Raw genomic sequence first — 18,733 nt, 5'->3', positions numbered from 1 at the left:
AAGGGAAGGCGATAAAAATTGAATAAGAAATTTCTTTATACTAAACCTAGTATAATTGGGGTATTGGATTCAGGAAATGATAGTTTTAACGATATAGGTTCTTGGCTTTTTGATGATTCACCAGATTTACTCAGGAAAAAATTTAGGGAAGATTCATTGGATGAATTAGTAAAGGAGATAATAGAAATTTTTCGAGAAGGAAATCCTAATTACCAAGAACTGGCTAGTTTGTTTGGCATGGTAAAAATAGAAGAGGTGGAGCAAAAAGGTATAAAAGTATGGAACTTGCGTAATATTGAACGATTAACAGATGATTTAACTAAGATAGAAATGCACATTGATGCTCAACGTTTAATTATTAATAAGCTATATTTGTATATAAATGAACTGCACAATTTTCGAATAATAAAAAATATGTTAAATATTAATTTTAAAGATATATATTATCAGGATGTTAATGATGAACTTGTATTTGTTGAAAAAGAGACTACTATAACTATTATTAAAGGACCTGACGAGTAACAAATGGAATTATTATATGTATTTGGTAAATATCTGATACAAAGGTTAGCCACACTATAAAAACAATGACTTGCCATCCCTCCCCATCAGAGTTAACATACACACACTTCAACAACGGGAGGGAAATGCACTATGTCAGATTGGCCTGATTGGTTTCAAGAAGCATTATGCCAGCGGTTTTATCAATTAGAACTTGCCAGTGAACAACAGGTTTCATGTTCAACAAAGGACAAAAATCTATTCACCCAAATGGATCAATTCAAAATGAATCAAAACGAGGATATTCAACGCCTGCTATCCGAATGGGAAGAAGCCATAGGCTATCAGCTAAGTCAAGATAAACAATCCATGTATATGGAAGGAGTTAAAGACGGGATTCGATTGATCCTTCCCGTCATACAACCCACAGCTATTCGTTAGCTTTTGATCACTTTAGTCTATGATTTTTTTAGTCCAGTATTTCGTCTATGCTCATTCCACTTTTCAAGGTAAAAACAAAATGCGCTGGTGAGAGAATGGTTATCTTCTCCACCAACGCATTAAATAGGTTATCATCAAATTGTTCCAGTATATCCTGCTGTGTGCTTAGTACTTGGATAATTTCATCGACACGTTCCTTGATTTTCGCTTGCTGCTCATGCTCCTCCTCTAATATCAGCATCTGTTGCCGTAGCTCGTTGAGCTCGCTGGAAAGTCTGTTCGTTTCTTCATCATATACGCTCTCGTCAATCTGATTCCGTAGCTTGAGGTTCACCAGTTCCTTCAAATCCGATTTCAATTGTTGCATCTGTCCTTCGATGTCCAATAGCGGTTCTTGCCCTACTTTGCTGGAAAGCACCGATTCTATATTGGCTTTTAGCGTTCGTATGAATCTTTTCTTATTCTTATACATCCGGTTGAACAATCGTACAAACGCGGAATGTAAAATTGGTTCATCGACCGACTTGGCATCACACGCTGCTCTACCTTCATTGACATACGTTTTGCATTGCCATACCACTTTTTTGGATGGATTATTGCTGTTCCAGGTTCGGCGTTTGAAAATAGCTCCGCAGCATCCACAATACACTTTACTGCTCAGTGCGTATTTACTGGAGTATCTTTTACTCTCTCCCATCACACTCCCTTTCAGCTTGGCCCTCCGTTCCTTTTCCTTTTGCACCGCTTCAAATAGTTCCTTGGATACAATCGGTTCATGGTTGTCCTCAATTAAATATTGCTGCTCCTGTCCTTTATTCCTTATTCGTTTGTGGGTTAGAAAATCTACCGTCACCGTCTTTTGCTGAAGCAAAGCTCCGTAATATTTCTCATTGGTCAGAATTAAGGTAATCGAGGAATCCCACCAAGTATCGCCACCCGTGACTGTTTTAATGTGATCTCGCATCAAACCTCTGGCTATCGCCTGATAGCTTTTGCCATCCAAATACTCCTCGTATATTCTGCGTACAATCTCTGCTTCTGGCTCGTTAATCACCAATTCACCATGTTCATCCTTGTCATAGCCAAGGAAGCGATTCGTGTTGCAGAAGACTTTACCGTTTTGGAAGCCACGTAGTATTCCCCATCGGCTGTTTTCAGAAATGTTTCGACTCTCATCTTGGGCAAGAGAACTCAGGATGGTCAGTAATACTTCACCTGTTGTATCGAGCGTATTAATATTCTCTCGTTCAAAAAATACAGCCACTCCGAGACTTTTAAGTTCCCGTACATATTTCAATAAATCCAGTGTATTCCTTGCAAATCTCGAAATCGACTTGACCAGAATCAGATCTAGTTTACCGTTTCGGGCATCCTGTATCATTCGATTAAAGTGCGTTCTATTTTTGGTACTGGTTCCAGTGATCCCTTCATCTGCGTAAATATCAGCCATTTCCCATTCCAAGTTGTTTTGAATGTATTGGGTATAGTAATTGACCTGATTGGTATAGCTTTCCTTTTGCTCCTCAGAATCGGTACTAACCCGGCAATAGGCAGCGACTTTCTTCTTTTGAATAGATTGAATTCCCTCTACGATGTCCATCGTTTTAATGGGTACGACGACGACTTTTTTTGCGGTTGTGGCTTGGGCCATAGGTGTTTCTCCCTTCGATATCTTCTTTATACGGTCACATGGTATAATGCTTGCGGAACATCATCAAGTCCATTTCTGCCCATGTTATAGCTACTTGAAAGATTTTTTATTAAGCTCATCAATCGCTATAAATTCTTCTTCTGTAATGACATTTTGTGATCTCAATTGCTTCAATAGACTCAGACTGAGCAAATAATCAATAGATTTTCGTTGCATATGTATGTGCTCCTTTGAAATAAAAATGGCTCACCACAAAGGCAAGCCGATAGGCTATAAAGCTTAGAATAAATTCTTAAGGCTAATGGTCTTTTCTATGGTCATGCTAGAATCGCTTACTAAGGTGGCCGTCAACACAAGGGCTTTATTGTTCGCCCCACTACTGCTTCCGGCTTTCACCGTCACACTATTTCCTGTGCTGGCTGTTATGCTCCCCATAACCGGAGTGGAATGATCCTGATTCCGTAGGCTCCACTCTACAGACTGGCCAAACACTTCTGTTCCATGATCATAGATATGACTGACGTATGAGGCGCTTTGGCCTGTTTTAAGCGTAGGACTGCCGGTTATGGTTATCGAATAGATATGCGTTCCTGTTTCGACGACTCTCATTTCAATGCTACTTTGTACTGCTGGGTGATACGTTAATTTCGCAGTGATTCTTGCTTGTCCCAAAGCAATGCCCATAACCTGTCCTTGCTGGTCTACGCTAATTACACTCGGATCACTGGATGTATAGGTAATCGTCGGATTGGCTATCTCATTCCCATTATCCGTAGCGGTCACATTCAACGGTATTATTTCGTTGAGCCGTACATAGGTTATCGTTCCGTGATTGATATGTAATGCGTAGGTATGAGCAATCTCGTACTTCCATCGGTCAGAAATGTTATGTTCCACGTCATCATAAGCTGTATTTATGCTATCCATTAGACAACTCAATTGGATGATGCCATTCATCGTGCGGTCAATTCCAACTATTTTAAATGGCTGATGGGTAATGTAGAATCGTTGGTTCAATGCGATGTTTCGCGTGTCTGCATTGTCCTGTAGACTAACCAGAATGTTGCCCTCTGGCATGGAAATAACTTTACCTGTTTCCGTTGAAAATGTTCTGGCTTCCACCACAGCATCAAACCATTTTACCTGTCCATTCCAGTTTAAAGCCAGCCGTTGATTACATTTTCGCATCCTGCCTCGACAAGATTGTTCATTTTGATCCACCTGACTGGTGATCAGATAACATTCATCACGATAATCCACGATATCTCCTGTATGTAAAGGTGTTGCTGCTCGAATAATTTTTTCATCGGTGCTTTGAATATTATTTGCCGCATCTCGAATCAGAGCAAGCTGTCGCATACCATTGATATGCACAAGCTCTCCCTTCTCTCGCAGAAAGAAATCCAGCATGGGTTCTAAGCTTCGTGTCACTCCTTCACCTCCAGTGCAAAATCTGGCTTGCAGCGAAATAGATACAATTCCATATAATCACTCCATTCCTTGATGTCCAAAATAATAAAGATACTCGTGTAGATTTGAACATAGCCGTTTAATTGCAATGAGGATTCCAATGGACAGAAAGCTCGATGTGTCATCTCTAGTATGTAACCATCTTCGAATGAAAAATTTTTACGATAAGGTTGTACATCTGCCATCACTGACAGAACAGGGTTGAAATGAGTATCATCTAAAATCTCCAGCTTCGTATCGTAAAACATTAATCTGTTCCGACCTTGATTTTAGGTAAAGGAAGAGCAAGTCGAATACTTGCTGGAATGCCTGATTCATAGGTAGCTGAGCGTTCACCTTCCTGCTTATTTATGAGTCCAACCGAATCCCTATTTTTATATAAATACACCGCATAATCGACCATGACATCATCGTATTCCGTAGGAAGTACATTTACATTGCAATAGCCCAGAATATTACCCTTGGCTTTGTTTAAGTAGTGAATCAGGATATCATCCTTGGATATGTCTGTTGGCTCCATGCTCAATAATCGTTTCATCAAATCCATTAGCTCACTCATGTACTGGCTCCTGTTCCTCCTTTACCTGTGCCTTCTCGGTACGTTTCATATTCTTGACAACTTGAGCTTTCGTTTGGGCTACACCTTGTTCAGTCTCATCTGGTTGAGGTTCCTCTACTTGCTCATAATGCCCACTAGCCTGTAACCGCAGCATTAACTCCTGATCTGTGACTTCCCATGTGCAGCCTGTTTCTTTATTCAAAAACCACATCTTTTTGTCCCTCCTAAATTGAAAATAGGGCATCCAAAACGGATACCCCGAACGTGTTTCTTCTATTATAATGTGTCTCATATCATCCTAATTTCAATTAAGACTTATTGGCTGTGAGTACAGCGAGAGCTTCCGGCTTGATACATTTGGCTCCAAACACTTGCAATCCTTTTACTGCATCTGAAAATTGTTTCTCTGGTCTGAAGGCTTCCACCGAATCCACTTGCCCGGCAAACGAAATGGCACTCTTATGACCTGCAATAATTTTATACTTGGCTCCTGTGGTATTCGGCACATTATTGGATTTATAAACGGTCATGCCATCAATCTCCCCTACATAACCTGTGCGGATAATATTTGGGTCTTTGGTGAAACGAGCATCTTTCAGCAGCAAGCCATAGTACCATGCAGGAACCACTACAAAACGCTCGCTTTCAGGCACATTGTTCTCATCCAGTAGCACACCTAAATCAATCAGTAAATCATAGGCTGTATCTTTGGTTGGAATTATAGGCGTTGTATCGTTACCAATTGTATTCTCAGCTTTAACCTCTGTGTAGAATCCAGCAAGATACTGATCCACTACATTGGCGAGTCCATACGAAGCTTCCACGATTCCACCATCCAGTAGATTTACATTCGCTTGAGCGGCATTGACATCATCCACTTGAAAATTGAAATACTTCGCCTGATCGATCACCAACGTTTTTTGCGTAGCGTCTAGTTCCTGCGGATTGCCAATTCCAGCATCTTTATCATAATTGCCAATCGTTACTGCCCCAATGGAATTGATTTTCACGGTGGAACCTTGACCTCTAATCTCACCTTCATAATCAGTGTTGACCACATTACCGTATACGAGATTCTTTTTCAGACTCTCATTTAAACGTGCGCTCCAAATGGTAGGAATAAAATGTTGTACTGTCATATTTAATCACCTTGTCCTTTTCGTTCATTATTGTTTGTTTTGTAATGCTTGTTTGACTTGATCCCAATGCTGATTAATCTCGTTTGGGGACATTCTTTTAATCGTATCCAATGTGAATGTGTTACCTGTTGAACCAGCCGGAGGAGTATAGCCATCTCCTTTGAGTCGTTGCTCAATTTGCTGCTGTACAGCCACTTGCAGCGATTGTTCCAACATAGCTAAATTCGCTGTCGTCCCTTCTTCATCTGTACCAATAAAAAAATCCACTAACGGGAGTGGAAGTTTCTTTTCGGATGCAATTTTGATCGCTTGACTGGTTAACCGTTCACGCTGCTTCTCTAACTTCATATTTTCGACTTCGGCACGTAGCTTCTCGACCTCGATTTCTTTCTCATCCTTCGCCGGAAATCGCTTCTTGATCTCAGCGTCCACTGCACTTTCCAGATGATTGGTCTTCCACGTTTCCAACGATTTGGCTGATCGTTTGTCCACGGTGCTATCGAACCAACTTCTTACATCATGATTAGATTGAATGTATTGCTCTATCCCTTCTACGCTATACGGATTCAATCCCCGAAGATACGATTGCCATTCCTCGTTTGTTTGGTTTTCCTCAATTAATTGCTTCACTTGTTCTAAATTCATTTTCGATTAATCTCCTTCATTGCCCATTCGACTCCACAGAACCAAACACACATATGTATGTATTAATTGAGCCGTTTAATGTCATGCTCAGGACAGGGATGTTACGCTTTTGAAATCACAAAAACGAGGAAAAGGTACAAACATACCGACTCCCCACTTTTGGGTATTTTTAACCCTTATTTCATTTGGATTTTTGATAGCCTAAAGCGTAACACCGTAAGTCTGTATAGGTTCGAGCTTTCGAACACGCATATGTATGTTGAATTCGTTTAACGTCATATCCGATACAATGATGTTACGCATTAGAAGCCGCAAAAATGAGAAATAGGTACTAACATACTCCCTCACCATTTACGGTTGTTTTTCACCCTTAGTTTATATGGCTTTTGGATAGCCTAAAGCGTAACATCGAGCCTGCTTTTTCTCATCTGGCGCATCCGTAATTTCGACTTTTCGTTTGCATTCTTATCTCTACATTTCTCACAGTATTTTTGCCGATTCGAATGAGCTGAAAATGCAGTCCCACATTTCTGACAGTTCACCCTCGGTTGCGCTGTTTTAAACTCAGTCTTCACATTCCGCTCAGACTTATATTCTCGTTCCAGCTTCTCGTCTACGGATAAAACTCCTTTTTCAAAATATATACAACGGGGCAGAGTATCATTTTGACTAAAGAATACACATGGGCCATCCTGTGAGCAGCAATAGTTTTGAATACCATGTTTCGTTCCGAGATAGGATGCACAATTATTCTTAACCAACCGCTTGATGCTATTTTTATTCTGCATTTGAGACCTCCTTATCCGTAGCAATTAATCGTTGCTGCTCTGCATGAAATTTATTGAATTCCAGCTTCGGATTCTCAACAAATGGAAGCAACGTGAGCAACGTTTCCTGTGAGACCACTTCTTTCAGTTTCACAATCACATCTGCCATCCCAACCAAATCTGTTGGCAAGTTTCTTGTGAACTTTACGGCGATATCACGGTAATCATATTGCACACCTTCTTTAATGTGCAGGAACGTGAAGAAATTCCGTAAACGCTGCTTGATTGCCTTTTCCATCAACGCTTCACGCATTGCCACTCGATTCTCCAAATTCAGCAGCTTATTTCGCAACGCCAAGGAGGACGTATTACTGGCCCAATTCTCATTAAAATTAACCTGATCCATCATGTCGAAGATTTTGCGTTCAATATTATCCAGCTCGTTCTTTACAAAAGAATCATTAATCTCCTTCGTAAGCCAACTTACCTTTCCTCCAGCTGGAACCTGAATAATGCCCATCTTCTTCATATTCAACAAGTCTTCCGCTTCCAGCTTGGCATTCTCGATCACAAGATAGGCGTTGCGATGATCTGCAATTTCATTGACTAAATCAGAGTTCAAAGCATTATAGGCATCAAACAAAGAAATCACATCCTGGAAGCCACTTTTTCTCTCTGTATTAGCTGGACAGGAGATAAGCGGGACTCTTCCAAAGATGTGATTATGTTTGCCGATATATTTTAATTCAGGTGCTTGGTTTTGCTTACTCTGATTGTGCTTATCATCGTTGCCGATTGTATAATGTAGAATTTCATGGTCGGTATACACATCCAAATATACTTGCTTATCAAATCGACGAGTAAATTTATGTAGTCCTAGTAATACATTTCGTTCTGCTGTTCCGTCTTCCAACACATACGCATTCAAAGGGGATAGCACCGTGGCTGAAAACTGACCATCGGAGTCGATATAATTCAATTCAATACTTTCACCGAAGATTTCGGATTGTTTCCGGAGCTGTAGATTATGCTCCTTGTCCCAATGGTTCATATGTACATCTATGTTATGTATAGCTTCATCCTGATCTGACTTGGACACATAGTTTACTGGCTTTCCAAGCAGATAACCGACTTCATTATCTACAAACTTACGAGGGAAATTAAAAATAAGCTTTTGATTGCTTCGGCTTTCTTGCATCGCATAGTTCTTAAGAATAGCATGCTGACCATTGTAGTAGTCTGAGTATTTCTGTTTGGCTATTACAGTCAATTGGAGTTCATTTAGACAATCTAATATGATTTGTTCGGTAATTTGCAAATATATACTTCCTTTCAAAATGGGCTATGTAATTGTTGCTTAAATGAATAAAAGAACCACCTTTACTAAGGTAGTTCCTTGTTGAACTAACGTTTTTCGTTAACGTAACTTCAAGCTCTGCGCTTCTTAAGTGCGTTTATTTGTGTTGACTTACACATCAGCCCTTAACAACTTGAAATTTTTATCGAAGTAAGCATGTATCCTATGTCCACCAAATAAATCTCCATCATCATACTCACAGTATATTTCATTTGTATTAAGTTCGATATCATATAAAGTTATTGATTCTTGAAATTTTTCGTTCGTTGTATTATATTCACCTGCATCCACAGCATCCCAATTTAAATTTTCGTCATTTTCATCATACTCGGGCCAAAAATCATTTTTGTATTCAATCAATTCTTCCGCTATGGCTTCTCTTGCTTTTCTATCAAAGTCTGCTAAACATAAAAAAAGTTCTTCTGCTCTTTTAATCATTTCGGATACATCAACAGATCCATTTTTTATATCTAACCTCCAATGTATTTTTCCTTCGTTTGCCTCGAGTGCCGTATAGTCCTCAATATATGTAAACACTCCAATTAAGCTGATGATTACTGATCTTTCCATTCTATAATTCCTTTCTATTAATATATATAAACATCTAATTTAGCATAAATCTCAAAATAGCAAACTACGATCATAAAATTTCAGACTTTTCACAGACTGAATTAATTGAACAGCCCCATATAAACTATCTGGCGCATCATCATATTGGCAGTTTCGGTTATAATCCTTTATCTGGTTATTATATCGAATATTCGCTGCATTGAACAGAATATGACCTTTCTTCACTTCTGGCTCCAAGCTAATAATACGTTCATGCTTCTGCCCCTTGGAATGCACACTTTCCACGGGTGTATGTATATTCGCCTTCCATAGCTCTTCTTCAAACTTTTGCTTCATATAACTCTGTGCCTGATTCACCTCAAAACCAAGCTTATCTACAGGGTAAAGCTTCAACTTCTCAATAGCCACTTGGAATAAATCATCCGGCAGAAGTTTGTAGATATTTCCATCTATCACATACATTTGCTTCGTCCTTCGGTGCTGCCCAATAATCGAAATGGCCGAATAGTCATTTTTCTTCCCGGCTTTGATAGCTGGATCAATGTACATGGCAAGTTCCATGTCCTCAAGCTCAGGCAATCTGTCCCAATACATCAGATTCTGAAATATGTACTCGTCTGTTGAGCGCGGATCATTTTGTAGCTCTTTATAGAAACTCTTTTCACCCATCGCTTGCTTCTTACACATCAAATAATAATAGTCCAAATACTCGTTCCATAGGATTTTCGTACCCTCCAGCATTTCCTCCTCATTCGCCATAAAAAAAGACAAGGCAGTATTGATCCTATCCTCGTCTTGTAGATTATTATATTGTCGCTCCCACTCTGACCATAGATCATCACGCTCTGAAAATTGAAGCACGGCTGCTTTACGGACACTTCGCACACCAGGGATTTTACCCTTGAGCAGATCGGCCATAATATCCTCTTCGTTCAAAATGGTTCCACAGATCAGAATATTTGTATCCCTTGTGCCAATAGGCAGAATGACATCCGTAAACGTATTTTTAATTTGTTCTCGTTTGGCTTCGGATCGAGCCGTATCCTCCTTGAGCAAATCATCCATTAGAACTAAGGTAGGACGATGATGCTTATAGTGAATTCCTCTCAAGCTACCGTCAATCCCACGAATCATAATGCAGGAGTCCAGTCCACCTTTACTCTTGAGCCATATTTCATTGTTGTTCCAGCGGCTCCCTTTTCGAATCCCAAGATCCTCAATCAGCATCGTATTCGTTTCTAGCTCATCTTTAATCATATCGAGGAACGGAAGAGCAATTTGCTCTGTCGCTGATATGATTAATGTAAACTGTGACTTATCATATAAAGTCGCATACAGTGGAAATAGAAAAGAACTGATCGTTGACTTTCCATGCTCCCTTGGGAGTCCAAAAGCCGTAATCAGTCCTCTATTTGCAAGCATATGCTTTAACTCTGAAAATAACTCTTTGTGAAACTTGCCAAATGCTCGATCAAAGTATTTAGGAAAATAGGCTAAAGCGAAAAACTCAATATCCATCTCCCCAATAAGCTTACGTAGTTCAGAAAAAGAGAACGTTTCGATCAGTTGTTTCATTTTCGGTGGTTTAAAATGCTTCTCCATATACTGCTTAAGTAGCTCAGCTTGACGCTGCTCTTCTAGCTTTATCTCTTCAATGGGTATAACTCCTTTCTCAAATTCACTATAAAATCATCACAAAAATTTCTGCCCTCTTTGCTGGCGGCTTGGTTTATCTACATAGAAGAACCCCTCCATCCACGACAAAAAGAGTGGCTGCTCACCACTCGATATTTACTAAAGCTTCAGCCATATCCTGCTGTGTTGTTAAGGTATAGATATTGGTCGTTGCTACATGATCATGTCCAAGGATTTGCTGGATGGTTGTCAATGGAGTCGTTTTCACCAGCTTATAGCCAAGCGTATGTCTGAGCATATGGGGTGTGACCTTTACGTTGACCCGATCCCCATATTTGTTCAAAATCAGGTTGATCGCATTTCGTTCCAATGCTCCACGCTGGCCAATACATAGATATTCTGATTCTACTTGTGGTCTGACTTCAAGATATCGGGTAATGGCTTTTCGTACTTCCTTATTTAATGGAATAGTGCGGAAGGAGTTTCCTTTGCCGAATACCTCCAATAAACCTTTTCGTTCGCTTATTTCAATATCCTTCAACTTGGTGCCAACCAATTCGCTTACCCGTATCCCTGTTCCCAGCAGCAATTCAATCATACAGATATGCATTCGATTGCCCATACGGTGAATTTCATTCCGCAGCTTCCACAAATCCTTTTCCGCTAATCCTTTGTATTGCCGGACAACCTTGTTTCTAACTGCTTCGATATGTATCTCTTCCTTAATATAGCCTTGTTGGTGCATCCATTGTGCGAATACATTGATACTGGCAATCTTACGATTAATGGTCAGTATCGCTTGGTTGGTGCTTTGCAGATATTTCTTGTATTCTACGCCATCCAACTCAATCCACTTGTCCAGTCCATATTCCGTTTTCCTTTGATACCAGACTATGAACTGCAATACGTCCCGAATGTAGCACGAAACCGTGTTCTCGCTCCGATCCTTGCTCCGTAAATGTGCTTCAAACCCTTGAATATACTCCATATTAGCCCCCACCCTTCGCTTTGTGTGTCACATCATACCGTTGATGCGGGGCAAAGTCCACCGTTTGCATAACTTATCTTATGCACTGATTTTGGGCAATTTACAGGCTAATTCAAGGCTGAAATAGGCATTTATCTATACAAATACTGACGGCATAACGTTATGGCTGCGAATCATCCGACTCCATATATCCTTCCTCAATCTCGACCGATTCCTCAATGGCTTCATAGTCGGCATCCACTACATCGGCTTCGATCATATCCAGAAATAGCTGCTTACGTTCCTGTTCCAATGCCTTCGTATTGACCACCAGCTCACGTCGATCATTCCACTCGTTAGGTGCACGGTTCTTTAAGTAGAAAATCATCGCTGTCGGATTGGGAGGCTGATATCGTTTCACTTTCTCAATACGAGTCTTCTTTTTTCCATTTTTGTCCTCTTCAATTATTGTTTTAATTTCTTCATATTCATACCCAGTAGCAGCTTTCAAAAGTGAATTTTCTACGTGGGATATAGGGACAGATTTGCTCCATTTGACTAGTTCAGCCAGCATCGGATGTTTATCTATATACTCGTACCAAGTCGTTTTACCAATGTCGAGTTTCCTGATAATGTCCTCCGCATTCACGCCTTCTTCGAACCATTGCTGAATCTCCGCTAATCTAGGGTATACATGTGTTTCCCATTTAGTTGGACGTTCCAATGCTTCAGCAAATTTCGGATGTTTCCTGCGATAGTCGCCTAGTGTCCAAATATGAATATTTAGCCGTTTCGCAATCTCCTCATCTGTGGCTCCTTCACGTACCCAAACGGGAATATCCTTCAGTCTTGGCACAACGAATTGATCGTACTTTGTCAGTATCTTCGGTTTATTTCTTTTGGGATTATTATTGTTCTTGCTCATTCTGTTCACCTCCAAAAAAAGAAGTCCGTGCAAAATTACACAGACCTGTTTACAAGATTACCGGAAGAGACCAAGATAATTTCTCTTCACTAAATATTCAAAAGACGTTGTAAAATTCATTAATGTCTTTATACTTAAACTGTTGATCTAATCCTAATTTTCTTCCTTAATTCGAAATCCTGAAGAGGACTATCTATACTAATATATAAAGGATGACGAGGGTCACCATCAGCTAAAATTGCTAAACATTTTAACTTGTAATTTCCAAGTAATGAAATTAACTCATTATCTTGATTTCTCCTATGAGTTTTTCCGTTAGACCCCCAAGCCGCTATAATCAAATCTGCTCGTTTCAATGCTTCACCAATGTAGTTCAAATTTTCTGCTCCTATTGCAATTTCCTTCTCTAATTTTTTCAAATCTGAAGGATTCGTTGCTCTATAAGCAAAAAGATTTACTACTTCAAAAGAGCCATATCCCCATTTTTTTGTAAATCTAATACATGCCTTAACAGTTGGATCATCATCTTGGTGATCAGCTGTACTTGGATTGAGCATAATCCACAAGGCACTTGATTTATCCTCATCCCATTCCCTTCGTAGTAAATATCTATACTGTTCTGTAGAGTCAAGTTCAGCAGTCTTTTTCATATTATTTCCTCCCCGCTATTTATATCTCAATTATAAGCAGGAGGGAACAAGATTACGATCCTCGAAAAAACTGATTGATGGAGATTAGGAACAACATTTGCTATGAAGACTATAGGGAGATATCATGGAATCTTAGTTTTCAAGGCTGAATGATTTCTTGGTAGCTATACTGCATACCATCTCGAATCAGATAAACGCCGCTATTATCGCCAACATGGGCAATATATCGCTTCATAATCACATCTACATACTTAGGATCAAGCTCACTGGTATAGCAAATCCGATCCGTTTCCTCACTAGCAATCAACGTTGAACCTGAACCACCAAATGGATCAAATACAATATCACCAAGTTTGCTTGAGTTTTTAATTGGATAGCTAATCAAGGGAATCGGCTTCATCGTGGGATGATATTCATTGCGGAAGGGGCGATCAAATTGCCATAAGGTTGTTTGCTTACGATCACTGTTCCAGTAGTGTCCACCTGTCGGTTTCCAACCATATAATACGGGTTCATGCATCCAGTGATAATCTTGTCTACCCATAACCATTGCTTGTTTAGCCCATATGCAACACTGGGCCAGTTTGAACCCAGCTTGGGTAAATGCCTTCCTAAAATTCAAACCTTCACTATCCGCATGGAACACATAAATACTTGCTCCATCATCAGCAACTTCATACATTCGAGTATAGGCAGCCAATAGGAAATTATAAAATTGGTCGTTATCCATCTTATCGTTCTCAATTTTCAGTGCATCCTTGGTCTTGCCTGTATAGTCCACGTTGTAGGGCGGGTCAGTTACAATGAGCTGTGCTTTCTTACCATCCATCAACATTGCGATATCCTGCGGATTAGTCGAGTCACCACATATGAGCCTATGCTTCCCAAGTAGCCAAATGTCACCTTTACGAGTGATCGGATGTTCAGGCAAAGCTTTTTCTACATTAAAATTATCCTCATCTACTGTATCTTCGTGCAATGTATCCAGCAATTTCTCTGCTTCAGACCAATCAAATCCTGTTAACTCAATATTATATTCTGCTTCTTTTAACTCATCTAATAATGTAGCCAGTGCTTCAAAGTCCCACTCCCCTGTAATTTTATTGAGCGCTATGTTCAGAGCTTTCTCTTTCGACTTATTTACATCCACTATGACACAATCGACTTCATCGTATCCGAGTGCCTTCAACACTTTGGCACGTTGGTGGCCTCCCACGATGGTATAATCACTATTACAAATAATCGGTTCACAATAACCGAATTCGATAACACTATTCCTAATCTTTTCAAACTCAGGATCACCCGCTTTTAAATCCTTCCTTGGATTATATTCGGCATGTACCAGTTGATCGATCTTCAATTTCATCCATTTCATTTATAGAATTTGCTCCTTTATTTCTACAGCTTTCTCATTATTTCTGGCGTTTTTTATGTAAGGTACGAGCATTTCTACGCTTACGAATTTGATTTCCAATCCACTTGATCCCCCTTTCTACCTTCATTTTTAAAAAGGCTGCAATCCACATCCAGGTGAAAAACACACCAACTACAGTAATAAATCGTAATATTTCTATGATTATTGCTTGTAACATTAATAGCAATCTTGTTGCTCCTCTCCAAAATGAAAAGGAACCCTAGCTCATAGCCAGAGTTCCCGTGTATAATATATACTTTTACATTTTCAACATTGTGTCACGTGACACATCTCAAACACTTTGTAAGCCCTATCTAAAATTCTGAGTTCAAGTGCCTACCGCGCAACGATGGACCTGTTGCTTGCTTGTCCCCCCAATCCAAGGAAAACCATCTTGGATATGGAGGTACTCAACTGGAAACCTTCCTTTTAAAGAACAACATAACCCCATTCCCCAAACTAAAGCTAAATTTAATGAACTGACCCCAGTTTCCCCTATATATAGAGAAGTGGGGTCACGTCTATTACGAACCAAATATCTGATATTCGTAATGTTTGTTAATCGTTGAGATGTACTTGGTGTTTGAGCTATATCTGTCTTTTTGCTCATAAATAATATATCCGTATTGTGCAAATACTTTATTGATCATCTCTTTCTTGTTTATCCAATTGTTATTTTTGGACAGCCATTTCCTAAATTTCTCCCCAATACTATCTGCACCCTTTTGAATATTACTGACCGGCATCGGCAACTGATTAAAATAGGTAGAATTCTCCCAAATCCAATGATGTATATCCTCAGCAAAGTTTCGGATGGTATCTCCCCGACCATATAAGGATTCATCATTGATGTAGTGATAGGTATAGTTCATTTTTCCTTGCATATACCAACTGTTAATCTCCCAAAACATCGGTTGAACTGCAGCTACGTTTTTTTCATTTTGGTCAAATGCAACATATATGTGAATGGGCGTATCTTCATTAATTTTTCTTAACGCTGTCCGATGCACAATTTGCAAAAACTCAGCGTACAATTCTCCTCGATACACCATCTCTAACTTTTCATCTTCAAACCAATTCAAATCATCTTCTTCACTCATTTTTAGTGAAACCTTGTCTCCATAAAGTGATATTGCTATGATTTTATAGTAGTCGGGATTCATTCGAGGCAGACTGGTCAAATACATCGCTGTCTTATCTTTAAGCTGATTTTTCCCTGTTGTGTTCATTAAGTTAATAGGCCGAGTATGATCACTTACTTTTTCTTCAAAGGAATCCTGCTGCTCTGTTCCAATGGCTCCTAATTTCTTGTAGATTGGGATGTCAAATTTCGTTGGCAATATGAATAAATCTAAATGCTTCTGCTTTAACTCAAGTATCCGTTCCGTAATTGCTTTTTGAGTAGTATGGCCCTTCTTCAAACGACTATTTTTTGAAGTATTAATTACATCTTGGCACATGTTTAGCCGAGCGTATTGATTATAATTCTGAATAATCTTTGCTTTAAAACCTATGTATTGTCTACTGTTCATTTTAGCAGTTCCATCTAGGACAAGCATATTTAACTTCAGTTTGCCATAGTGGATACGTTCTGAAACGATAATTTTTCTACCTGTCAAACCATTTTGCTCATAGTCGTCAATTCTTCCAAGTCTGGATCTCTTACATAACTTTTCAAAGTGAATCATTTTTTTGTACGCTTCAATTTTACTTTTGGATTCAGCATTAGCCTTTATAGATTGAATGGCATTTAGAATACTTTTCATTTTGTCATCTTTGGTTTTCGTCATAAGAGCGGTTGTTACATCTGAGGTGTTTTCGACGAGTTGGTTTGCAATTAAATGAAGAATATACGTTTTTAAAACCTGAGCTTGAAAAGGCTGCATTTTTAAAACAAACGACAACGTATTAAACCAATCTAATGCATTATCCCAACTGTCAATTCCAAAAATCGATGCGTTGACAAAGGAAGGTTTCTCATCAACGATCAATAATCGTTGTCGGGTGCATACATAATTGGGAGTATCAAGAGCATCGTAGCTACTGAACCCATTCATGCGATACTGCTTCCAACTCTTATATATTTGAGCATTTCCATATCCAAGAGCCAGATTATCGAGTCTACTATGAGTAATAATGACAATTTGATGATAACAAACATATGGTTCAATATCTTCTTTATTAGCAGCTCTTACACTGACAATACAATGCTCATCAAATTTCTTCAACTCATTGAATACTTCTTCAGCCATCCCATTCTCCCGTATGACTAATAAGATTGGAACCTTCTTCTTCAAATAAGTTTCAGATACAAGCCACTTCAAGAAACAAATTAGTACGGTTGTTTTACCATGCCCCATACTCGCGTTGCAGAGCCATTTTACAGCTGAATCAGGCTTTTCTATCCGTTTATTATTTTTGAATTCTACATATTGATGATACTGTTTGGTGTACTCGTCATATAAATCTAGAAATACGTTTGCAATATCCTGAAATGCTTCCTTATGTACATTTTGTTTATGTTCTTCAGTTAAATAATTATACATTTGCTCAATTTCACAATCCCGATTCACTGCCAAATCAGATTCACTCCTTATATTTTCAGTTGTTTAATTTCCTCTAAAGCCTGTTGAAATTCTTCATTAATAGCATACAGCCAAAACTTTTGATGCTTATCAATCGTCAAAGCGCGAGTAATGTAGCGGATATTTTTACCCTGCAATTTCCGCATCATCTGACCATCGTAACAATAAAAATAGCTCACTCAGATTCACTCCTCTCATTTGTGGATCGCATCCATATACTAGATGTCACCCAAGCGCCCGTGTTAACAGGCGCTATATGTGTCACGTGACACCATTTACTCCATGGTCAGCAATTCATCAAGTATGTCATCCATTGAAACATGATTCTCTTTGGCAATATGATCTAATTGTTGCTTATAAAATTTGATTTCTTCCGTTAACATCTCCAATGATTTTCCATCTAAAGCATCGCTATAATTTTTACATCTTTTCAATTCATCTTAAAAGCTATGTACATTCCATTTTTCTTCGATGTTGGTATCAGAGTAAAAAAGTTCATTTCGCATCTCATCCCAAAACTTCTCAACCATCCACGGCCTGAATTCGGAATCAAAATCATCTTTATTTTTTTCCAAATCATAAACAACTGCAAAATCAATATCTTCTTCTGTGATGTTGGAGATATGAAGATGATTGACAATACAATCCATTTGAGCGGTTAAAGCGAATCCTCGATTTTTAGAAACAACCACAGAGCCAAGTCCCATATAATTCAAAATAGGCGAGATGATTAATCATAATGCCAACCATCCACCCAGCTTTTGACCTCGTTTACGGTTAGTTTTTCTTTTTTTATGTCATGTTTCTCCCAAAAGGAACTATGAAATTTCCATTGATAGTTTTCAAAATGACTTTCTTCTCTCTGTGAACCGTCTTCATGAATAAATTTTAATGTCGGTTTATTTTTTAGCAATCTATTCAAAAACGATTCCATTTTCAATAGTTGCTTGGCATGACCGTCCGAAATATATCCTTCTGCAATCCAGTCATGAATAAAAGGTAATAGTTTCAGTAATCTTAGGCGGCTTGTAACAAAAGCTCTGTTTTTACTCACTTTTTTAGCAATTTGATCATGCGTGTATCCTCTTTGTACATACTCATAAAATGCATGAGCTTCTTCAATAGGATTCATTTGCTCCCGCTGGATATTTTCGATGACAGATAGATGAAAAGCTTCCTCATCGTTTAATTCCTTTACTTTCACTGCAATCGTATCCAGTCCAGCCATTTGACCTGCTCGATATCTGCGCTCCCCTTGAACAATTTCATATTGATTTCCCTGTGGTCTGACCAATATAGCTTCCTGTAATCCATCGCTTATAATGGATGCTGCCAGTTCCTGCAAAGACTCCTCGTTAAAATGCTTGCGTGGCTGATTCGGGTTGGTAACGATCTGGCTTAATTTTAATGTGATGTTCAAATGATGATATCTCCCTTATGTTTGGATTCGTATATAA

General features: G+C 39.0%; 23 protein-coding genes. 2 read left to right on the top strand and 21 right to left on the bottom strand.

The window, feature by feature from the left end:
* Positions 1 to 18: 18 nt before the first annotated feature.
* Positions 19 to 522 carry a hypothetical protein gene (locus tag WA407_RS18955; protein ID WP_336078111.1) on the top strand — a complete coding sequence of 168 codons (504 nt, stop codon included), beginning with the start codon at positions 19 to 21 and terminating at the stop codon, positions 520 to 522.
* 132 nt (positions 523 to 654) lie between these two features.
* Positions 655 to 942, top strand: a complete 288-nt coding sequence (locus WA407_RS18950; RefSeq protein ID WP_336078110.1) for a hypothetical protein — start codon at positions 655 to 657, stop codon at positions 940 to 942.
* 28 nt (positions 943 to 970) lie between these two features.
* Here the strand turns inward: WA407_RS18950 and WA407_RS18945 are convergent, their stop codons facing one another.
* From WA407_RS18945 to WA407_RS18845, 21 genes are all read right to left on the bottom strand, one after another.
* On the bottom strand, positions 971 to 2,593 hold the full coding sequence (locus WA407_RS18945) for a recombinase family protein (RefSeq protein WP_336078109.1): 1,623 nt from the start codon (positions 2,591 to 2,593) through the stop codon (positions 971 to 973).
* Positions 2,594 to 2,683: 90 nt separating this feature from the next.
* Positions 2,684 to 2,809 (bottom strand): SHOCT domain-containing protein, encoded by a 126-nt coding sequence (locus WA407_RS18940; protein ID WP_268794278.1) that lies wholly within the window; start codon positions 2,807 to 2,809, stop codon positions 2,684 to 2,686.
* A 63-nt stretch (positions 2,810 to 2,872) separates the two neighbouring features.
* Complete coding sequence (locus WA407_RS18935) at positions 2,873 to 4,024, bottom strand: Ig-like domain-containing protein (protein ID WP_336078108.1); 1,152 nt, start codon at positions 4,022 to 4,024, stop codon at positions 2,873 to 2,875.
* The gene (locus WA407_RS18930; protein WP_336078107.1) at positions 4,021 to 4,311 is read right to left on the bottom strand and encodes a hypothetical protein; all 291 of its coding nucleotides are present in this window, start codon (positions 4,309 to 4,311) and stop codon (positions 4,021 to 4,023) included. Before WA407_RS18930 ends, WA407_RS18935 begins: the two co-directional genes overlap by 4 nt.
* Positions 4,311 to 4,622, bottom strand: a complete 312-nt coding sequence (locus tag WA407_RS18925; protein ID WP_336078106.1) for a phage head-tail connector protein — start codon at positions 4,620 to 4,622, stop codon at positions 4,311 to 4,313. Before WA407_RS18925 ends, WA407_RS18930 begins: the two co-directional genes overlap by 1 nt.
* Positions 4,615 to 4,833, bottom strand: a complete 219-nt coding sequence (locus tag WA407_RS18920; protein WP_336078105.1) for a hypothetical protein — start codon at positions 4,831 to 4,833, stop codon at positions 4,615 to 4,617. The genes WA407_RS18925 and WA407_RS18920 overlap by 8 nt, the downstream gene beginning before the upstream one ends.
* A gap of 97 nt (positions 4,834 to 4,930) precedes the next feature.
* Entirely contained in the window at positions 4,931 to 5,761 is an 831-nt protein-coding gene (locus tag WA407_RS18915) for a phage major capsid protein (protein ID WP_336078104.1), read from the bottom strand.
* 27 nt (positions 5,762 to 5,788) lie between these two features.
* Positions 5,789 to 6,406 (bottom strand): DUF4355 domain-containing protein, encoded by a 618-nt coding sequence (locus WA407_RS18910; RefSeq protein WP_336078103.1) that lies wholly within the window; start codon positions 6,404 to 6,406, stop codon positions 5,789 to 5,791.
* A gap of 777 nt (positions 6,407 to 7,183) precedes the next feature.
* Positions 7,184 to 8,491, bottom strand: coding sequence for a phage portal protein (locus tag WA407_RS18905; RefSeq protein ID WP_336078102.1), 1,308 nt, complete (start codon positions 8,489 to 8,491; stop codon positions 7,184 to 7,186).
* A gap of 150 nt (positions 8,492 to 8,641) precedes the next feature.
* A complete protein-coding gene (locus WA407_RS18900) occupies positions 8,642 to 9,100 on the bottom strand; it encodes a DUF2262 domain-containing protein (protein WP_336078101.1) in 459 nt (152 codons plus the stop codon).
* Positions 9,101 to 9,151: 51 nt separating this feature from the next.
* Positions 9,152 to 10,702 (bottom strand): phage terminase large subunit, encoded by a 1,551-nt coding sequence (gene terL, locus WA407_RS18895; RefSeq protein WP_336078100.1) that lies wholly within the window; start codon positions 10,700 to 10,702, stop codon positions 9,152 to 9,154.
* 175 nt (positions 10,703 to 10,877) lie between these two features.
* A complete protein-coding gene (locus WA407_RS18890; RefSeq protein WP_336078099.1) occupies positions 10,878 to 11,723 on the bottom strand; it encodes a tyrosine-type recombinase/integrase in 846 nt (281 codons plus the stop codon).
* A 160-nt stretch (positions 11,724 to 11,883) separates the two neighbouring features.
* Entirely contained in the window at positions 11,884 to 12,627 is a 744-nt protein-coding gene (locus tag WA407_RS18885; protein WP_336078098.1) for a transposase, read from the bottom strand.
* Positions 12,628 to 12,761: 134 nt separating this feature from the next.
* Positions 12,762 to 13,277 (bottom strand): DUF1643 domain-containing protein, encoded by a 516-nt coding sequence (locus tag WA407_RS18880; RefSeq protein ID WP_336078096.1) that lies wholly within the window; start codon positions 13,275 to 13,277, stop codon positions 12,762 to 12,764.
* 139 nt (positions 13,278 to 13,416) lie between these two features.
* A complete protein-coding gene (locus WA407_RS18875) occupies positions 13,417 to 14,652 on the bottom strand; it encodes a site-specific DNA-methyltransferase (RefSeq protein WP_336078095.1) in 1,236 nt (411 codons plus the stop codon).
* Positions 14,653 to 14,689: 37 nt separating this feature from the next.
* Positions 14,690 to 14,878 carry a hypothetical protein gene (locus WA407_RS18870; RefSeq protein WP_061830806.1) on the bottom strand — a complete coding sequence of 63 codons (189 nt, stop codon included), beginning with the start codon at positions 14,876 to 14,878 and terminating at the stop codon, positions 14,690 to 14,692.
* A 337-nt stretch (positions 14,879 to 15,215) separates the two neighbouring features.
* A complete protein-coding gene (locus tag WA407_RS18865) occupies positions 15,216 to 17,270 on the bottom strand; it encodes a hypothetical protein (protein ID WP_061830808.1) in 2,055 nt (684 codons plus the stop codon).
* A gap of 14 nt (positions 17,271 to 17,284) precedes the next feature.
* Positions 17,285 to 17,455 (bottom strand): hypothetical protein, encoded by a 171-nt coding sequence (locus WA407_RS18860; protein ID WP_196765464.1) that lies wholly within the window; start codon positions 17,453 to 17,455, stop codon positions 17,285 to 17,287.
* Positions 17,456 to 17,551: 96 nt separating this feature from the next.
* On the bottom strand, positions 17,552 to 17,710 hold the full coding sequence (locus tag WA407_RS18855) for a hypothetical protein (RefSeq protein ID WP_336078092.1): 159 nt from the start codon (positions 17,708 to 17,710) through the stop codon (positions 17,552 to 17,554).
* 6 nt (positions 17,711 to 17,716) lie between these two features.
* On the bottom strand, positions 17,717 to 17,992 hold the full coding sequence (locus tag WA407_RS18850) for a hypothetical protein (protein ID WP_336078090.1): 276 nt from the start codon (positions 17,990 to 17,992) through the stop codon (positions 17,717 to 17,719).
* Positions 17,993 to 18,006: 14 nt separating this feature from the next.
* The gene (locus tag WA407_RS18845; RefSeq protein ID WP_336078088.1) at positions 18,007 to 18,696 is read right to left on the bottom strand and encodes a ParB/RepB/Spo0J family partition protein; all 690 of its coding nucleotides are present in this window, start codon (positions 18,694 to 18,696) and stop codon (positions 18,007 to 18,009) included.
* Positions 18,697 to 18,733 lie beyond the last annotated feature (37 nt).

The sequence above is a fragment of the Paenibacillus sp. 203 genome (assembly GCF_037027525.1).
Lineage (GTDB): Bacteria > Bacillota > Bacilli > Paenibacillales > Paenibacillaceae > Paenibacillus > Paenibacillus polymyxa_B.
This window is presented reverse-complemented; position numbering and strand designations above follow the sequence as displayed.